The organism is Micavibrio aeruginosavorus EPB (assembly GCF_000348745.1).
Lineage (GTDB): Bacteria > Pseudomonadota > Alphaproteobacteria > Micavibrionales > Micavibrionaceae > Micavibrio > Micavibrio aeruginosavorus_A.
On the sequence record NC_020812.1, the window covers coordinates 1,246,152 to 1,259,408 of the forward strand.

Annotated in this window: 13 protein-coding genes; 4 read left to right on the forward strand and 9 right to left on the reverse strand. The window is 55.5% G+C overall.

Annotated elements, in window-relative coordinates; all coding sequences use genetic code 11:
• Positions 1-83: 83 nt before the first annotated feature.
• From A11S_RS05790 to A11S_RS05825, 8 genes are all read right to left on the reverse strand, one after another.
• On the reverse strand, positions 84-929 hold the full coding sequence (locus A11S_RS05790) for an inositol monophosphatase family protein (RefSeq protein ID WP_015467562.1): 846 nt from the start codon (positions 927-929) through the stop codon (positions 84-86).
• A 102-nt stretch (positions 930-1,031) separates the two neighbouring features.
• Complete coding sequence (gene hflX / locus A11S_RS05795; RefSeq protein WP_015467563.1) at positions 1,032-2,354, reverse strand: GTPase HflX; 1,323 nt, start codon at positions 2,352-2,354, stop codon at positions 1,032-1,034.
• A 10-nt stretch (positions 2,355-2,364) separates the two neighbouring features.
• On the reverse strand, positions 2,365-2,613 hold the full coding sequence (hfq, locus tag A11S_RS05800) for an RNA chaperone Hfq (RefSeq protein ID WP_015467564.1): 249 nt from the start codon (positions 2,611-2,613) through the stop codon (positions 2,365-2,367).
• 129 nt (positions 2,614-2,742) lie between these two features.
• Complete coding sequence (locus A11S_RS05805) at positions 2,743-3,426, reverse strand: HAD family hydrolase (RefSeq protein ID WP_015467565.1); 684 nt, start codon at positions 3,424-3,426, stop codon at positions 2,743-2,745.
• Positions 3,419-4,318 (reverse strand): D-amino-acid transaminase, encoded by a 900-nt coding sequence (locus A11S_RS05810; protein ID WP_015467566.1) that lies wholly within the window; start codon positions 4,316-4,318, stop codon positions 3,419-3,421. Before A11S_RS05810 ends, A11S_RS05805 begins: the two co-directional genes overlap by 8 nt.
• Before the next feature lie 15 nt (positions 4,319-4,333).
• Positions 4,334-5,710, reverse strand: a complete 1,377-nt coding sequence (trkA, locus tag A11S_RS05815; RefSeq protein WP_015467567.1) for a Trk system potassium transporter TrkA — start codon at positions 5,708-5,710, stop codon at positions 4,334-4,336.
• 31 nt (positions 5,711-5,741) lie between these two features.
• A complete protein-coding gene (ntrX, locus tag A11S_RS05820; RefSeq protein WP_015467568.1) occupies positions 5,742-7,211 on the reverse strand; it encodes a nitrogen assimilation response regulator NtrX in 1,470 nt (489 codons plus the stop codon).
• A 37-nt stretch (positions 7,212-7,248) separates the two neighbouring features.
• Positions 7,249-9,591, reverse strand: a complete 2,343-nt coding sequence (locus tag A11S_RS05825) for a sensor histidine kinase NtrY-like (RefSeq protein WP_235067393.1) — start codon at positions 9,589-9,591, stop codon at positions 7,249-7,251.
• Positions 9,592-9,689: 98 nt separating this feature from the next.
• Here A11S_RS05825 and A11S_RS05830 point away from each other — a divergent pair, with 98 nt between their 5' ends.
• Genes A11S_RS05830 through A11S_RS05845 form a run of 4 tightly spaced genes read left to right on the forward strand, consistent with a single transcriptional unit; the run spans position 9,690 to position 12,815 of the window.
• Positions 9,690-10,910 carry a bifunctional 2-C-methyl-D-erythritol 4-phosphate cytidylyltransferase/2-C-methyl-D-erythritol 2,4-cyclodiphosphate synthase gene (locus A11S_RS05830; protein ID WP_015467570.1) on the forward strand — a complete coding sequence of 407 codons (1,221 nt, stop codon included), beginning with the start codon at positions 9,690-9,692 and terminating at the stop codon, positions 10,908-10,910.
• Between the two features lie 3 nt (positions 10,911-10,913).
• Positions 10,914-11,402: a phosphatidylglycerophosphatase A family protein gene (locus tag A11S_RS05835; RefSeq protein ID WP_015467571.1), complete on the forward strand. Its 489-nt coding sequence runs from the start codon at positions 10,914-10,916 to the stop codon at positions 11,400-11,402.
• The gene (locus A11S_RS05840; protein WP_015467572.1) at positions 11,386-11,865 is read left to right on the forward strand and encodes a CinA family protein; all 480 of its coding nucleotides are present in this window, start codon (positions 11,386-11,388) and stop codon (positions 11,863-11,865) included. Before A11S_RS05835 ends, A11S_RS05840 begins: the two co-directional genes overlap by 17 nt.
• Positions 11,865-12,815, forward strand: a complete 951-nt coding sequence (locus A11S_RS05845) for a glycosyltransferase family protein (RefSeq protein ID WP_235067395.1) — start codon at positions 11,865-11,867, stop codon at positions 12,813-12,815. The genes A11S_RS05840 and A11S_RS05845 overlap by 1 nt, the downstream gene beginning before the upstream one ends.
• Here A11S_RS05845 and A11S_RS05850 read toward each other — a convergent pair.
• The gene (locus A11S_RS05850) at positions 12,761-13,252 is read right to left on the reverse strand and encodes a type II toxin-antitoxin system RatA family toxin (RefSeq protein ID WP_041802521.1); all 492 of its coding nucleotides are present in this window, start codon (positions 13,250-13,252) and stop codon (positions 12,761-12,763) included. The two genes, A11S_RS05845 and A11S_RS05850, sit on opposite strands and share 55 nt — an antisense overlap.
• Between the last annotated feature and the right edge of the window lie 5 nt (positions 13,253-13,257).

A 13,257-nucleotide genomic window follows, 5' to 3' on the forward strand; every position in this document is an offset into this window, starting at 1 on the left:
AAGCAGAACTATACCGTTTTAATTGTCATAATGCAATATTTTACAGCGCCAAGAATGTTATGCGCTTAATCATATAATATTATTTATTTTCCGTATTTTAGGATAATATCTTCAAGTATTGGTTTAATGAAAATCGCGTCAATTTGGTGCAAAAGCGCATCATGGCTCGCCACAATCAGCCCACCGAAATCATCGGACGGGTGGTAAACGGATGAATCCCATTTGGCGATGACGCCGCCGGCCTCGGTCACGGCCAGCACCCCGGCCAGATGGTCCCAGGGCTTGATCCGGCTATAGACACCGAAATCGGCCTTGCCCGTGGCCAGATTGATATATTCATGCGCGGCGCAGCTGAGGGAATAAAATTGCTTTACCTTGTCGCGCTGGTCTTCCAGATGGGCCCGCATTTCTTTTGGAAAATATTTCTTCCCAATATGGCCCGTGGCGTTGATCGCGTCATTCCTGTTGGTCAGGTTCAGGCGGCGGCCCTCAAAATATGCGCCCGCCCCCTTTTCCATCGTCATGGTTCGCTCACCCAGAATGTCATAAATCCACCCGGCGCGAATTTCGCCGTCCATGACGCATGCCAACATCACCGCAAATTCGCGTTTGCCATGAACAAAATTATACGTGCCATCGACCGGATCAACGACCCAGACCATCCGCCCCGCGTCCTTCAACGGTGCCAATGTGGCTTTGCCGGATGAAATGCTTTCCTCACCAATCACAATGGAACCGGGATACAGATCGGGCAGAATACGGACCAGCGCTTCCTCGGCCTCGGTATCGGCAATGGTGACCAGGTCGTTGGGGCCGGATTTGGTATCAATCTGCCCGCTGGTCAGCGCGTTGTAACGCGGCAGGATATAGGTCGCGGCCACATCGACCAGAACGTCAGAAATTTTATCAATATCAATGGATTGAGTCATGCTCGGCCCCGCGTTCAATATCCCCGCAAAAACGCGGATCCATGGTGTATCGGCACAATGGTAGAGGATTCCCGCTTTCGCGGGAATGCCGATTATGAGGATTTACGCGGCGTGTTTCCCGAACCGCTCCGCAAAGCGCCCTTGATCCGCCGGGTCAATTTCGACGCGCATGGTGATCATGGCGTCTTCACCGTCCACACGCTCGATAATGTTGCACCGGGCATAGAGCCAGGCCAGCGCCTCGCCCTCGGCCGGGTGCAGGCTATAGGTCACAATGTTTCGCCCGTGGGCGAGCATGCGCGAAATCATCTGCAACAAATCATCAATCCCCTCACCCGTCAGGGCAGAGATCGCGACCGTGTTTTCAACATGTTCGCGTGCTTCGCGCAGGATGCCGGGGCGGTTTTCCTCGGCAATCGCATCCATTTTGTTCAAAACCTCAACCACGCGGCGGTCGGATGCGTATTCAATCCCCAAATCGTGCAGGATGGAAACAACGTCATTTTTCTGGGCCGCGCGGTCATGGCGGGACATATCGCGCACATGAATAATGACATCGGCATATTGCACCTGTTCCAGCGTAGCGCGGAACGATGCGACCAAGTGTGTGGGCAGATCGGCGATAAAACCAACCGTATCGGCCAGAATGATTTCATTCCCATCCGCCAGTTTCACCCGGCGCATGGTCGGGTCCAGTGTGGCGAAGGGCAAATCCTCAGCAAACACATTCGCCCCTGTCAGGCGGTTGAACAGGGTCGATTTCCCGGCGTTGGTATACCCCACCAGCGACACAACCGGGAACGGTACCTTTTCCCGGCCTTTGCGTTGCAGGTCGCGGGTTCGGCTGATCTGTTCCAGATCGCGTTTCAATTGGGTGATGCGGTCCGTCACCAAACGACGGTCGATTTCCAGCTGGGTTTCACCCGGTCCCCCGGTTTTCCCCATACCGCCCCGTTGGCGTTCAAGGTGGGACCAGGATTTAACCAGGCGTGATTTCTGGTATTCCAGCGCGGCCAATTGGACCTGAATCTTCCCCTCGCGCGTTTGTGCGCGGGCACCGAAAATTTCCAGGATCAAACCGGTCCGGTCAATAACCTTGACCTTCCATTCCTGTTCCAGGTTGCGTTGTTGCACCGGGCTGAGCGCGTGATTGACGAACACCACATCGGGTTTCAGCACTTCGACCTGGGCGGCGATCATCTCGCGCGTGCCTTTGCCAAACAATGCGCCGGCGTCAATTTTGCGCACGGGAACAACGCGGGATTCGCAAACATCCATAAAAATGGCGTGGATCAGCCCGACGGCTTCTTCCAACGCATCTTCCGGGTCGCGATCATGGCGCGCAAAAGACCCCGGCAATGTCGGGTGCAGAACGATTGCCGTTCCTGGCCCTTCATCATCCGGGGTCTGTTGTGAATCACTCATGTTTTAAAACTTAAACGTCCTGATCTTCGCCGGCTTCATACAGGCTCAGCGGGCCGCCCGGCATAATCGTGGAAATTGCGTGTTTATAAACCAGCTGGATGTGCGCATCACGGCGCAGCAGCAGGCTGAAATTGTCAAACCAGGTTACAACACCCTGCAACTTAACGCCGTTGACCAGAAAAACGGTCACGGTCATCTTTTCTTTGCGGATTTTGTTAAGGAAGACATCCTGCACGTTCTGATTCTTTTCACCCATCATTTTTTCCTTTTTTATTTTTCATATTTCATTAACGGCCAGATGGCTGGAATTACTTAGCGAATGCACAATGCCGAAACAAGGGGCAGACTTGAAAAAACCTAAAATTAACGCAAAATTACAAACATAAACTCACAGATTTTGCTTCAACAGGGTCAGCAATCCTTGGTTATCGCCAACGATATGGGTCGGCGGGTTATTTTGGGCCGCGGAATCGTGCCGTCCATCAAACCGCAGGAACACCGACGCACACCCCGCATCCCGGCTGCACAGCAGGTCCGATTCCGTATCCCCAATATACCATATGTTCGGCCCGGCCTTTAATCCGGCCTGGTTCAGCGCCAGAATCAGCGGATCCGGTGCCGGTTTATCGCGCCCGGCTTCGCCCGCCCCAACAACCGAGGCGAAATATTTGCTCCACCCCAGATGATCAATTTCCTTCATCAATACGGCATGGCGTTTGTTGCTGACCACGCCCATCGGCACACCGGCGGCGGCCAGATGTGCCAAAACTTCGCCCGCGCCATTCATCGGGGCAATGTGCGCCAGATGCAGCTTCTCAACATTTTCGTACCAGATTTTGAACGCTTCATCCGAACGATCACCATACAGGCGCGGAAATAATTCGCGGGCGGAATATTTCAGATTGTCGAAAAACTGGTCATCGCTAAACGGCGGTTGACCAAAATGGTTTTGCAATCGCGCATACATTTCACGCAACAGCGGGATTGTATCCACCAGCGTGCCATCCCAGTCGAAAAAGACACCCGCCGGGCGCGATGCTGGCGTAAAATTCTGCGTCAATGTGTCACCCATTTTTATCGTTCAACCCCGAAACCCATTTCAATTGCGCCCCGCGCAACCCATCGGCATAGGCCCGATATTCATCATACAGCCGCCGCGCCACAGGCCCCGGCGTTCCCGTGCCGATCACATGATCATCCAGCTTCACAATCGGCACGATCAGGGCGGCCGCGCCAGTGCTGAACGCTTCGTCGGCCTTGTACGCTTCATCCGGCGTAAAGGGGCGTTCTTCAACCGTCATTTGCAGGTCGTTGGCAATTTTCATCAATGCCGTGCGCGTCACACCGCGCAGGATGGAATGGCTGGGCGGGCGGGTGATAATACGCCCACCCTTCACAATCCATGCGTTGGATGCCGCACCTTCGCTAATCATTCCATCATCATCGACCAGCCAGGCTTCCGCCCCGCCGCGGGCATAAGCACTTTGGCGGGCCAGAACCTGCGGCAACAGGGCAACGCTTTTTACATCACGGCGTTTCCAGCGAATATCCGGCACGGTGAATGCGCTGACACCCTTTTCACATTTGTTGGTTTTTTCAAAATTGAACGGGCGGGTAATTACCACAATCGATGGCGCAACATGGGCCGCCGGGAAAATGAAATCGCGTTTTGCCTGCCCGCGCGTCACCTGAATATAAACAGTTGCAGATTTCAGGTGATTGCGGCGCAGAAGTTCACGCATCACCATTTGCAACGTCCGGCGCGGCATGGGCATATCGATGTCCAATTCGGCCAGTGACCGTTCCAACCGGTCCAAATGACCCTGTTCATCCGCTAGGTGACCGTGGATGCAGGCAATAACCTCATACACCCCATCGGCAAATTGGAATCCACGGTCCTCCACATGCACGTTGGCGTGCGCGTGGGCAACATACGAACCATTCACATAGGAAACGCGTGGCATTCTTTTCTATCAACCTTAAAACAGGTCCACATGAACCAGGAACAATTTTTCAACCTTGCGCGCCTGCGCCTGTGTCGCCAGAACAATGACATGGTCCCCGGACCGGATTTTTAAATCCGGGTGCGGCATCAACACATCATCACCGCGCACAATCGCGCCAATCAAAACATCGCGTGGCAATTTAATGCGTCCAACTTCCGTGTTCACAATGCTGGATGTATCGGACACTTCGGCCTCGATCACCTCGGCAAACCCGTCGCGCAGGCTGTGCAGGGCCTTGATCCGGCCACGGCGCACGTGTTGCATGATGGAGGCCACAGTGATCGCGCGCGGCGTCACCATCGCGTCAATGTCCAGGAATTTGATCAGCGGCGTATAGCTGACCTTGTTCACCAGCGAAATAACACGCTCGCATCCCGCCTGCTTCGCCAGCAGGGCCGCCAGAATATTGGTTTCATCATCATCCGTCACGGCCACCATGGTTTCGGTGTTGGCCATGTCGGCATCTTCCAGCGTTTTGGGCTCCAGCCCGTCGCCGTGCATAATCGAAATACCGCGCAATTGTTCGGACAACGTCATGGCGCGTGCCAGATTGTGTTCAATGACCCGGATGCGGGTTTGCGGGCTTTGTTCCTGTAAAATCCGGGTCAGGTACATGCCAATATTGCCGCCCCCCAGAACCGTTACGTGGCGCGCCTCTTTTTCCTGGTGGCCAAAGGCGGCCATGGCGCGCTTTAAATGGTCTGTATCGGCGAAGAAATAAACTTCATCCCCCGCATACATCTGATCATTTTCGTTGGGGATGATCGCCTGTTGCCCGCGGATAATGGCAACCACTTTCAATGACAGGCTGGGGAACAGACTGCTTAACTGTTTCAGCGGCGTGTTGATGACCGGGCAATTCTCCCCGCACATCACGCCAACCAAATGCACGCGCCCTTCGGCCAGACGCATGACGTTGGTCGTCCCCGGAACGCGCAGGCGTTCACAGATGGCGTGCGCCACCTCCATCTCAGGGGAAATAATCACGTCAATCGGCATATGCGCCCGTGTGAACAAATTCGACCATTCCGGTTTCATATAGGCGCGGTCGCGGACACGGGCGATTTTTTTCGGGACGTTGAACAGGGAATGCGCAACTTGGCACGCCACCATGTTGACCTCGTCCGACTGGGTCACGGCAATCATCAAATCAACATCCGCGGCACCGGCGGCGGATAGAATGTCAGGATTCGATGCGTGGCCAACAATGCCGTTGGCGTCCAGCGTCTCGTTCACCTTGGCCACCAGATCGGGCTGGATATCAATGACGGTCACATCATTGTCTTCGCGCGACAGATACGCCGCAATGTTATATCCGACCTGACCGGCCCCACAGATGATGACACGCATGATGATTTAATTCCAAAGGCAGGGATTTTGTTTAGGCTGTTTTCTTCTGACCTGATGCGTGAGCGGAGGCTTCATCCCCTTCAGACACCCCATCAGCCGCATCGCCGTCATTGTGCTTCTCTGACGTTGAAATGCCAAGCAGTTTCAGCTTGCGGTGCAGGGCCGAACGCTCCATCCCGATAAACTGCGCGGTTTTGGAGATGTTGCCATGGAACCGCTCGACCTGGGCTTCCAGATAGTCTTTTTCAAACTGTTCCCGGGCATCACGCAGGGGCATCAGGACCAGTTCCCGGCTGAGCGCCGCGCGCTCGCCATCACCCCCCATATCGGCCCCGGTAATTTCGGGCGGCAGGTGGTCCGGGCGCACGGCTTCGTCGGCCCCTGCCCCGGACATGATCATAACCCATTCCATAACATTACGAAGCTGACGGATATTCCCCGGCCAGTGATAGGCCTGCAACGTCATCACCGCGGCTTCGGACAAAATCCGGCGCGGCAGGGAATTGGCATCGGCATATTGGTCCATAAAGGCGGCGGCCAGATCGGGAATATCGGCCACGCGGTCGCGCAAGGGCGGCATTTGTACGGGCACGACGTTCAGGCGGTAATACAAATCCTGGCGGAAGCTGCCCTCCTCCATCGCGCGGTTCAAATCGCGGTTGGTTGAGGCCAGAATACGCACATCGACATGCACCGGGTCTTTTCCGCCAACGCGGGTGACTTTCTGGTCCTGCAGGGCGCGAACGATTTTGCCCTGGGTTTCCAGCGGCATATCGGCGACTTCGTCCAGCAGCAATGTGCCGCCATTGGCCTGTTCCAGCACGCCAACCTTGCCCGGTTCGCCGTGGATACCGTCAATCGAGCCAAACAATTCAATTTCCAACCGTTCCGGCAACAAGGTGGCGCAGTTCAGCGCCATAAATGGCCCGGTGTTGCGTTCCGACAAACGGTGGATCAGCCGTGCGGCCAGTTCCTTGCCCGTTCCCGGTTCACCGGTAATCAGAACGCGGCTGTTGGTTGGGCCAACGCGTTCCAGAACATGGCGCAGCTGGCTGACCACGCTGGAGGCTCCGGTTAAATCCGTCGGGGTTGATGTTTTACGGCGCAGAGCCTCGTTCTCTTTTTTCAGCTCGGCATTTTCCAACGCCCGGTCGATCATCAACAACAGGCGGTCGGATTTGAACGGCTTTTCAATAAAATCATAGGCGCCCAGCTTGATGGCATTCACAGCCGTTTCAATGGTGCCGTGGCCGCTGATCATAATGACGGGCAGATGCGGGTGGTCGGCCTTCAGCTTGGTCAGGATGTTCATCCCGTCATGTTCGCTGTTCTGCAGCCAGATATCCAAAACGACCAGCGACGGCACGCGCGCGGCAACGGCCTCATACGCCTGTTGCGCGTTCCCGGCCTGGCGGGTCGAGAATCCTTCGTCCTCCAGAATGCCTTGGATCAGCATCCGGATGTCGGCTTCGTCATCAATGATTAAAATATCCGCAGACATTGCGATTCCATTACCAAATAAAGCGGCAGTTTATCAATCATCCGGACACGGCATCAAGCGGGACAATCTGTTCGTCCCCCGCCATCATATCATCAGCCGCAAGGTCGAATACCAGTGTCATCGTCGCCCCACCCAGGTCATTCCACCCCGGCGTGGCCCGGATCGTGTCCGTCGTGCCGATAATCAGGCGACCACCATGGTCCTCCATAATCTTCTTCACAATGGCCAGCCCCAGCCCCGTGCCTTTTTCCCGGTGCGTGACATACGGGTCCGTCAGGCGGGCATTGTCCTCGCCCTTGGGCAATCCGGCACCATTATCGCTGACCATCACCATCACCGTACCATCGGCGCGGTTTTGGTGCAGGCACAATTCAACATGGCCCGGGGCGTCAATTTCAACGCCTTGGCTGATTCCATTTTTCTGTCGTGTTTCAATGGCATCAATCGCGTTTTGAAGAATATTGGTGAAGACTTGGCGCACCTGCTGTGCATCGGCCTCCATCCACACAGGATTGGCGGAAATTGATCGCAGGTCAAAGCCGGTATGGGTGAATTTTATGTCCGGATGCGCCTGTTGCTGCAGGATCATCGTGTCGCGCAACAGGGTCAGCAGGTTCTCCCGTTTCATCACCGGGTCCGGCATCCGGGCAAAGGCCGAAAATTCATTCACCATGCGCCCGATATCGCCCACATGGTGGATAATGGTATCGGTGCATTGGGCAAAGATATCAGGATCTTCGGTAATTTGTTTCAGATACCGCTTCTTCAATCGTTCCGCCGAAAGCTGGATCGGCGTCAGCGGGTTTTTGATTTCATGCGCAATGCGGCGGGCCACATCCGCCCATGCCGCTTTACGCTGGGCGGATTGCAGGGCGGTCATGTCATCAAAGGTCAAAACCGCGCCACGGTCTTCATCCCCGATCAGGTCGATGGCAATGCGGACCAGGAACGTACGGCGGTTACCATCCACGTCGATGAAGGGGATTTCGCCTTGGGTAATCTTGCCCGGTTTTTGATGCGCCTGATCCAGCAAGGGTTGGATTTCGGGGACGATATCGCCAATGGCGCGGCTGACCAGCCGTTCATCCTTGTCCCCGAACAAATCCGCCGCCGATGAATTGGCCAGCGTAATCTTGCCCATCCGGTCCACACCGATAATCCCGGCGGACACCCCGGCCAGAACCGTTTCGGTGAAACGGCGGCGCTGGTCCAGTTTCCGGTTGGCCATAATCAGCTCATCACGCTGATCCTGAATCTGGCTGGTCATACGGTTGAACGCGCGGGCCAGAACTTCGAATTCGTCCAGATTGTCGGATTCCGTCAAACGAACGGTCAAATCGCCCGCCCGCACCCGGTCCGCGGCATTGACCAGCGACCCGATCGGCGTCACCAATTGCCGCGCCAGCACCAGGCCAAACCACATGGCCGCCAACAGAAGCAGCAAACCAACGACAACAAACATCATCATCATCTTGATTTGCAGGTCGCCCCGCTGGGCTTCCAATTGGTCATATTCCTTCACCGCCCGCAACGTGGCATCCAGCCGGGATCGCACCAGCGGGTCAACCATGCGGCCCACGAACAAATACGTATCAATAAAGCTGTTCAGCTGGACCAGCGCCCGCACCCGGTCATCATCGCGAGTGCCCATCACGGCCACTTCGCCCTGACGGGCTTGCTCCATCACATATTGCGGGATGTTTTCAAATTGCAGGGAGAAATTCATCCCCGATGACGCAATCACGCGGCCCGACCCATCAAAAATCAAAACTTCGGACAGGTTCCGCAGGAAGGATTGCGTTTGCACCAGCTGGTCAAACCCCGCCGGGTTATGCGCGGCCATATCCGCGGCCCGGTCAAGGTCGCTGGCCATGGCCAAAATGTCGGCGCGGACAACTTGCTGGTGTTCTTCCATATAGGCTTCGGCGAAGGCCTGCGACTGGGTGACCGCATTCTGCACCTTCTCACTGAACCATCCCTGCACCCCGTAATAGAAGAACACGGCGGAAAACACGGCCATGATAATGGCGGGAATGGCGGCCAAAAGGCTGAAGATCATGACCAGACGGCCATGCAGGCGCGCGCCCGGAACGCCACGGCGGCGACCGCTCCACAATCCCGCAATCCGGCGACCAATCAGCGTGGCCAAGACAAGAAGAATAACCAGATCCAGGTTGAGCAGCCAGAAGATGGTGCGTGGATCATTCCCAAACGGCGGCGTTTCAGTCAGTGCGGCATAGGTCGCAACACCTGCCGCCACCGCCGCAATGCTCAGAACCAGTGCGGCCAGCGTTCCCACGCGGGAATAGCGCCGCTCGAGAATATTCAAGCGCCGCCAGAAACGGTTTGTTACGCTGTTCGATAACAAGGATGATTTCACGCGTTCAATTATCCGCTATAAAGGCCAGAGTCTGACGCCATCAATAAATCGCCTGAAATATCCCCCTATTTGGCGGGAAAGGCAAGCCCGGAAACGCTATGGAAAGCATGAATAAACCGCAGAAAAACGCCGATTTTACCCCCCTGCCATTCACCCTAATCGTGGTGGCGGCGGGCACAGGAACCCGCATTGGCGGTGAAATTCCAAAACAATATCAACGTATTAATGGCAAAACCCTCCTGCGCCACACGCTGGACCGGGCGTTGAAATTGCCGGGTTTGCGCGATATTCGTGTGGTTATCAATGCCGATCATTCTGACCCGTATCATGATGCGGTTCATGGCCTGAATCTGCCCCCACCCATCATCGGCGGAAACAGCCGAAAAGAAAGCGTTTATAACGGGATAAAATCCATTACCGAAGCGGGCCCGAAAGACGTCATTTTAATCCACGATGCGGCCCGCCCGTTCCTGGATACCGAAAGCATTCTGGCCCTTGTGCATAAGGCCCATGAAAGCGGCGCGGCCACGCTGGCTGTGCCCGTGGCGGATACGGTGGCGCGTGATAATAACGAATCTCTTGATCATATCGTCGATCGTTCTGGTCTGTGGGCGATCCAGACGCCGCAGGCTTTTCACTACGACCTGATCAAACGCGCCCACGACCAATTCCAGACGACCGATCATTTCACCGACGACACGGGGTTGGTCGCAGCCTTGGGGCAAACGGTTCACATCGTGCCCGGCACGCGGCAGAATTTTAAAATCACAACAGCGGATGATATGACAATGGCAAAGGCACTTCTGTCCCAGCCCATGGAAACACGAACCGGGTTCGGGTTTGATGTTCACGCCCTGACGGCCCCCGGGGCCGGATCGGGTCTGATCCATCTGGGCGGTGTGGCGATTCCACATAATCGTTCACTGATCGGGCATTCGGATGCCGATGTGGGTTTGCACGCCTTGACCGATGCCATTTTATCCACCATCGCTGCCGGGGATATCGGCACCCATTTCCCGCCATCTGATCCACAATGGAAAGGTGCAGACAGCACTATTTTCCTGAAAAAATCAGTTGACCTTATACATGAAAAAAATGGCGTAATCACCTTGCTTGATTTAACTTTCCTGTGCGAAGAACCCAAGATTGGCCCGCACCGTGAAGCGATGCAGGGTTGCATCCACCGTGTCACCGGCGTAGCCAAACATCGCATCAGCATCAAGGCCACCACCACCGAAAAACTGGGCTTCACTGGCCGTGGTGAGGGGATTGCGGCCCAGGCCATCGCCACCGTACAATTCCCGGCAGAGGATATTTGATTCATGCCCCCATTGATGCCCGCAAAACTGAATTACCGCGACCCCGCCACATGGGTGGCCACATGGGGCGGTTCTGGCCTGTTGAAACCGGCCCCCGGAACATGGGGCACGTTGGGGGGATTACCGTTTGGCATCCTGTTTCTGGTTCTGGGCGGGCCGACGGTTTTGGCGCTGGCCGCCATCGCCCTGTTCCCCGTCGGCCTGTGGGCCACACGCCGGGTTGAGGCGATGACCGGTGACCATGATTCCGGGTTTATCGTTGTCGATGAAGTTGTCGGGATCTGGATCACCCTGCTCTTTGCTGCGGCCACGCCGCTTTCGGTTATGCTGGCCTTTGGCCTGTTCCGCGCGTTTGATGCGTTGAAACCATGGCCCGTGTCGCATTTCGATAAAAACGTCCCCGGCGCCATGGGTGTGATGCTGGACGATGTTGCCGCCGGGTTGATGGCTGGGCTTTGCTTACTGGGGTTACGCTATGTTGGAATTGCTTGAAACCGTTTCTGCACAATTGGTGCAGAAGAAGCTCATGCTGGCCACCGCAGAATCCTGCACCGGTGGGATGATCGGAGCCGTGATGACGGATCGTCCAGGATCTTCAGCTTTTTATGCCGGTGGCTTCATAACCTACAGCAACGATCTGAAGACCCGGCTGCTGGACGTACCTGAACCGATGTTGACCCAGTACGGGGCCGTCAGTGCCGCCGTCGCCCAAGCCATGGCGCAAGGCGTGTTGGCGAAAACGAATGCCGATATTGCAATCTCCGTGACCGGCATCGCCGGGCCGGATGGCGGCAGTACGGATAAACCTGTCGGGCTGGTCTATATCGGCTATGGCCTGAAAGGCGGGCCCATCAGCGTATCAAAACACAATTTCGACGGCGATCGCGGCGCTGTCCGTCGGCAGACGGTTGAGGCCACCTTGCGTCACATACTGAAATTGGTCGAGGTTTTATAATGAGTACATCTGAACGCATCACATTTATCACTGGCGGGGATAAGCGATATTTCCCCATGATTCTGGAATTGATCCATTCCATTCGTCGCTTTCCACAAAGCGCGGGCATTGATATTTGCGTGATTGATGCCGGCCTGACCCCGGAACAGGTTCGCCACCTGCAAAACGGTTTGGTGCAAAAGGTGGTGAGCCCGGATTGGCCAGGACCATTGGCCGCGCGCCAGGGAAAGCTCAAAGGACAAGACCATTTAAAGGCCTGCGTGGCGCGTCCTTTTATCCCGCAACATTTCCCGGGCTATGACATTTACATCTGGCTGGATGGTGATGTCTGGGTCCAGGACTGGTCCGCGATTGAGGTTCTGATCACGGGCGCACGACGCGATGCCATCACAATCTGCCCAGAGGTCGATCGTGCCTATGGCAAGGTAACCAAAATTGGCTGGATCGGGCCCATGCCGTGGCGCCCGCGCAGCTTCCTTTACAGCAACGGGAAAAAGGCATTTTCTGGAAAAATTGCGCGGTCCCTGTACCCGTGGCCGGGCGTCAATGCGGGCGTCTTTTCCATGCGCGCCGCCGTCCCCTATTGGGCCCGCTGGCAGGAATTGATTGTGAAGGCCCTGCGCAAAGGGAAAATTTTTACGGCGGAACAATTAACGCTGGGCATGATGATTTACCTGGAGAACGCCAAGGTCGAGTTTTTACCATCCGTCTATAACTGGATTTGTGCGTTCCATCCGGTGTGGGACGAAAAGACGCAGTCTTTCGTTGAACCTTATTTACCGCACCAGAAAATCGGAATTGTGCATTTATGCGCGATGGATGACATGCGCCGGGACCGTTTGGCCACTGTGGATACGAAAACGACGGATGGGCGCATTGTGCCCATGTCATATCGTTATCCGTTTTTTGACGGGATTGCAGAATCCGACGATGTGGCACGCGCCGCGTAAAGGGCGCCGGCACGATCTTCAAACGCACCAACCATGCGTTTGACGGCCTCGTGGAAGAACACGGTGATCAGTTTTTGCAACATCGGATTTTTGAATTCAAAATCAACGAAGAAATCAATGGTGCAGGTTCCATCCGCGTTGCGTTCAAACCGCCATTGATTGTTCAAATGCCGCATCGGACCCTTCATGTATTCCACATGAATTGTATCTGGGCGGGTCATGGTCACGCGGGATGAAAAGGCCTCGCGCACCATTTTGTAACCGATGATCAAATCGGCATAAATCACGTCGGCCCCATCCGCGCCCTTTTCCCGCTTGGTGATCCGGCTGGCAATGCACCAGGGCAGGAATTGCGGATACAGATCCACCTTGGCGACCAGATCAAACATCTGTTCCGGTGTGTAGGGTAAAATTCGGCGTTCTGCGTGGGTTGGCATTGATA

Bases quoted from the DNA above. Each gene is read 5' to 3' on its own strand.
- ntrX (WP_015467568.1), bottom strand. From the start codon at position 7,211: ATGTCTGCGGATATTTTAATCATTGATGACGAAGCCGACATCCGGATG.
- hfq (WP_015467564.1), bottom strand. From the start codon at position 2,613: ATGATGGGTGAAAAGAATCAGAACGTGCAGGATGTCTTCCTTAACAAA.
- A11S_RS05835 (WP_015467571.1), top strand. From the start codon at position 10,914: ATGCCCCCATTGATGCCCGCAAAACTGAATTACCGCGACCCCGCCACA.
- A11S_RS05850 (WP_041802521.1), bottom strand. From the start codon at position 13,252: ATGCCAACCCACGCAGAACGCCGAATTTTACCCTACACACCGGAACAG.
- A11S_RS05845 (WP_235067395.1), top strand. From the start codon at position 11,865: ATGAGTACATCTGAACGCATCACATTTATCACTGGCGGGGATAAGCGA.
- A11S_RS05805 (WP_015467565.1), bottom strand. From the start codon at position 3,426: ATGGGTGACACATTGACGCAGAATTTTACGCCAGCATCGCGCCCGGCG.
- A11S_RS05810 (WP_015467566.1), bottom strand. From the start codon at position 4,318: ATGCCACGCGTTTCCTATGTGAATGGTTCGTATGTTGCCCACGCGCAC.
- hflX (WP_015467563.1), bottom strand. From the start codon at position 2,354: ATGAGTGATTCACAACAGACCCCGGATGATGAAGGGCCAGGAACGGCA.
- trkA (WP_015467567.1), bottom strand. From the start codon at position 5,710: ATGCGTGTCATCATCTGTGGGGCCGGTCAGGTCGGATATAACATTGCG.
- A11S_RS05830 (WP_015467570.1), top strand. From the start codon at position 9,690: ATGGAAAGCATGAATAAACCGCAGAAAAACGCCGATTTTACCCCCCTG.
- A11S_RS05790 (WP_015467562.1), bottom strand. From the start codon at position 929: ATGACTCAATCCATTGATATTGATAAAATTTCTGACGTTCTGGTCGAT.
- A11S_RS05840 (WP_015467572.1), top strand. From the start codon at position 11,386: ATGTTGGAATTGCTTGAAACCGTTTCTGCACAATTGGTGCAGAAGAAG.